At 65.9% G+C, this 3,390-nt stretch carries 4 protein-coding genes; 2 read left to right on the top strand and 2 right to left on the bottom strand.

Annotation, left to right across the window (positions count from 1 at the left end; translation table 11 throughout):
* Nucleotides 1–289: Lrp/AsnC family transcriptional regulator (locus Q0996_RS03405; protein WP_299616008.1), on the bottom strand; the 289-nt coding region annotated here is incomplete at its 3' end.
* A gap of 164 nt (nt 290–453) precedes the next feature.
* Here Q0996_RS03405 and Q0996_RS03400 point away from each other — a divergent pair.
* Nucleotides 454–1,467, top strand: a complete 1,014-nt coding sequence (locus tag Q0996_RS03400) for a 1-aminocyclopropane-1-carboxylate deaminase (protein WP_299616006.1) — start codon at nt 454–456, stop codon at nt 1,465–1,467.
* A gap of 23 nt (nt 1,468–1,490) precedes the next feature.
* Here Q0996_RS03400 and Q0996_RS03395 read toward each other — a convergent pair whose 3' ends face one another.
* Nucleotides 1,491–2,147 (bottom strand): hemolysin III family protein, encoded by a 657-nt coding sequence (locus Q0996_RS03395; protein ID WP_299616004.1) that lies wholly within the window; start codon nt 2,145–2,147, stop codon nt 1,491–1,493.
* Nucleotides 2,148–2,407: 260 nt separating this feature from the next.
* Between Q0996_RS03395 and Q0996_RS03390 the strand changes: the two genes are divergently transcribed.
* Nucleotides 2,408–3,073 (top strand): hypothetical protein, encoded by a 666-nt coding sequence (locus Q0996_RS03390; protein ID WP_299616002.1) that lies wholly within the window; start codon nt 2,408–2,410, stop codon nt 3,071–3,073.
* Nucleotides 3,074–3,390: the final 317 nt, after the last annotated feature.

Genomic DNA, 3,390 nt, shown 5'->3' with positions numbered 1-3,390 from the left:
AGTCCAGCACGAAGGGCAGTTCGGTGATGGCAGCTTCGAAGGCGGCGAAGCTCTCCGGCGTCGAGCGGTCCAGGACCACGCCGACCACCGCCAGGGCGCCGCGGTCGACACGTTCCGGCGCGATCTCGGCGCGCACCGCCCGCACATAGCCGGCCTCGAAGAGGCGCTGGGTGCGGCGGTGACAGGTCGCTGCGCTGACGTTGACTTTCTTGGCCAGCTCGGCGTTGGTCAGCCGGCCGTCGCGCTGCAACAGCCTGAGAATGCGGCGGTCGATGCGATCGAGATCCATGTCTTACGAAGATTCTCTCAATAATACGCAGTTCAACGGAAGATATAGCCGATTATCTGGACTACATAGAAAACTATTCTCATCACTGGATTTATCTTCGAAAGCCCCTTGCACCGTCTTTTCGCTAGACTTGCGGCCTTCTCACCCCCAGCCGGAGGCCCGCCATGCTGGAGACGTTCGAGCGCTATCCCCTGACCTTCGGCCCGACGCCCATCGAAAAGCTGGATCGGCTCTCGGCCCATCTCGGCGGGGCGGTGGAGCTCTACGCCAAGCGGGAAGACTGCAACTCCGGCCTCGCCTTCGGCGGCAATAAGATCCGCAAACTGGAGTACATCGTCCCCGACGCCCTGGCCTCCAACACCGATACCCTGGTGACCATCGGCGGCGTGCAGTCGAACCACACCCGCCAGGTGGCGGCGGTGGCCGCCAAGCTGGGCATGAAGTGCCGCCTGGTGCAGGAAAGCTGGGTGCCCTTCGAGGACGCGGTCTACGACCGGGTCGGCAACATCCTGATGAGCCGGGTGATGGGCGCGGAGATCGAGCTGGTGGACGAGGGCTTCGACATCGGCATCCGCGAAAGCTGGGAGCGGGCACTGGAAGACGTGAAGGCCAGGGGCGGCAAGCCCTACGCCATTCCCGCCGGCGCCTCGGTGCACAAGTACGGCGGCCTCGGGTTCGTCGGCTTCGCCGAAGAACTGCGTGCCCAGGAAGCGGAACTCGGCTTCAAATTCGACTACATCATCGTCTGCACCGTCACCGGCTCCACCCATGCCGGCATGCTGGTGGGTTTCGCCAAGGACGGGCGCGCCGACCGGGTCATCGGCATCGATGCCTCCGGCACCCTGGACCAGACCCGCGCCCAGGTCATGGAGATCGCGCGCAACACCGCCGACTTGGTGGGGCTGGGCCGCGACATCACCGACGACGATCTCGTGCTGATCCCGGACTATGCCTATCCAGCCTACGGCGTGCCCTCGGCGGAGACCAACGAGGCGATCCGCCTGGCCGCGCGCACCGAGGGGATGATGACCGACCCGGTCTACGAGGGAAAATCCATGCAGGGCCTGATCGACCTGGTGCGGAAGGACTATTTCCCCGCGGGCTCCAAGGTGCTCTATGCCCACCTCGGCGGGGTGCCGGCGATCAACGCCTACAGCTACGTCTACCGCAACGGCTGAGCGGCCCGGGCAGAACGACGAGATTAGATCGGCAGGGCGAAGGCGATGAGGATCGCCGCGTAGTGGCAGCCCGCCGCCAGCAGCACCAGGGCGTGCCAGATGGCGTTGTGGTAGGGCAGCCGGCGCCAGAGGTGAAACACCACCCCCAGGGTGTAGAGACCGCCGCCGACAAGCATCAGGATCAGGACCGTCAGCGACACGCCGACGATCAGCGCGTCGACCACCGGCAGGATCGCCCAGCCCTGGACCAGATAGAGCGCGACGGCGGCACGGTCGAGGCGCCGCGGCAGCAGCAGCTTCATGGCGATGCCCGCTGCGGCGATTCCCCAAACCACGGCCAGCAGCGCGATCCCGACGGTTCCACCGATGGTGAGCACGGCGAAGGGCGTGTAGGTCCCGGCGATCATCACGAAGATCGCGGCGTGGTCGAGGCGCCGGAGGATCTCCTTCCAGTTCGGCCGGTGGACCAGGTTGTAACCTGCCGAGAAGGACATGACCGCCAGCAGCCCGACGCCATAGACCGCCAGGCTGGCGGTCGACAGCGCCGGCCCATAGAGGGCGGCCAACACAATGAGCACCGGAAAAGCGGTGAGGCTGGCGGAGACCCCAAGCACATGGACCGCCGCGTCGGCCCGGCGTTCGCCGGTACTGTATTGGGGAAAGGCAAACGGCTGTGTCACGCGGAAGACGGCTCCCGTCCCCTCAACCTCCCTGCTGGGGCAAGTCTGGCGCGGGATCGTGGCAGCGGCAAGGCCGCTGGGGTAGTGGCGCCTGAAAATCTCCGCTGCTCCCCCGTCTCTGTTGCCAATAACGCCTCTGTGACTTTGCGCAGCGGGCGTTGCGATGGTTAAATCTAACCGAATTGTCTAAGCGAGTCGGCGTGATCGGGCTCGCGCCGACGATGCAGAGCCAGGGGTGGCGCTGAGGGGGACACGAACACATGCGCGATGACACTACGCGGTTCGCCCGCCGGGGGCGGGTCCGGAAGGCCGCGGTGGCGGCCGGTCTGTTGCTGCTCGCGGGCTGTGGCACGCCGGGCGGCGACTACGACGAGCTCATGGCCGAACGCAATTTCCTCGGCGCCAAGCCCGAGGGCTTTGCCATCTGCCACGGCCACGGCTGCCGTCTGGTGTCCGAAGTTTCCCTGACCGAGGCGGAGTGGCATCCGGTTGCCGAGCTCTTCGCCGAGCCGGCGGCCAGCGCCGATATCGAGCGGGCGCGCATCGCCATGGCCACCGCCATCCTCGAACAGGCGGTGGGCCGCAAGACCGGCACCCACCGCGACGAAGGCGGCACCTTCAACGCCTTCAGCGGCAACTCCCAGCTCGACTGCGTGGACGAAACCAGCAACACCTCGGTCTATCTCACCCTGATGGCCAAGGCGGGCTATCTGAAGTGGCACAAGATCCGGGGCTGGGCCGGGCGCGGCATCTTCATCGACGGCGAGTGGCCGCACCAGAGCGCCGTGGTCGAGGAACTTCAGTCCAAGCGCGCCTATGCCGTCGACACCTGGTTCGAAGACAACGGACGCCCAGCCCATGTAGTGCCGCTGGAGGACTGGCGCGACGGCTGGATACCGGCCGGCTTCGTCGACAGCATGCTGTAGGAACAACGTCGTCCTGAGGACGGTCGCGTGTCGCCGGTAGGGGCGACAGCCGCCGTCCGGCGCGTCAAACCTCTCCCGCATGACCGACCGGCCGTGGAAGCTGGTCCTGACAATCCAGACAGTCTGACCTTGGCAGGAGGGCGGCCATGACCGTGCTTTCGAACATCGTGATTTCCGCGCGGGTGCGCCGTTCGCCCTATTTCGCCGCGACCCAGCGTTACGGCTGCAAGGCCTATTCGGTCTACAATCACATGTACATGCCGCTCTACTACCAGAGCCCGGAGGCCGATTACTGGCACCTGGTGAACGGGGTGACG

This window comes from Pelagibius sp. (assembly GCF_028289705.1).
Lineage (GTDB): Bacteria > Pseudomonadota > Alphaproteobacteria > Kiloniellales > Kiloniellaceae > Pelagibius.
The sequence above is the reverse complement of the archived record's forward strand: the minus strand, read 5'-3'. Positions and strand labels throughout refer to the sequence as shown.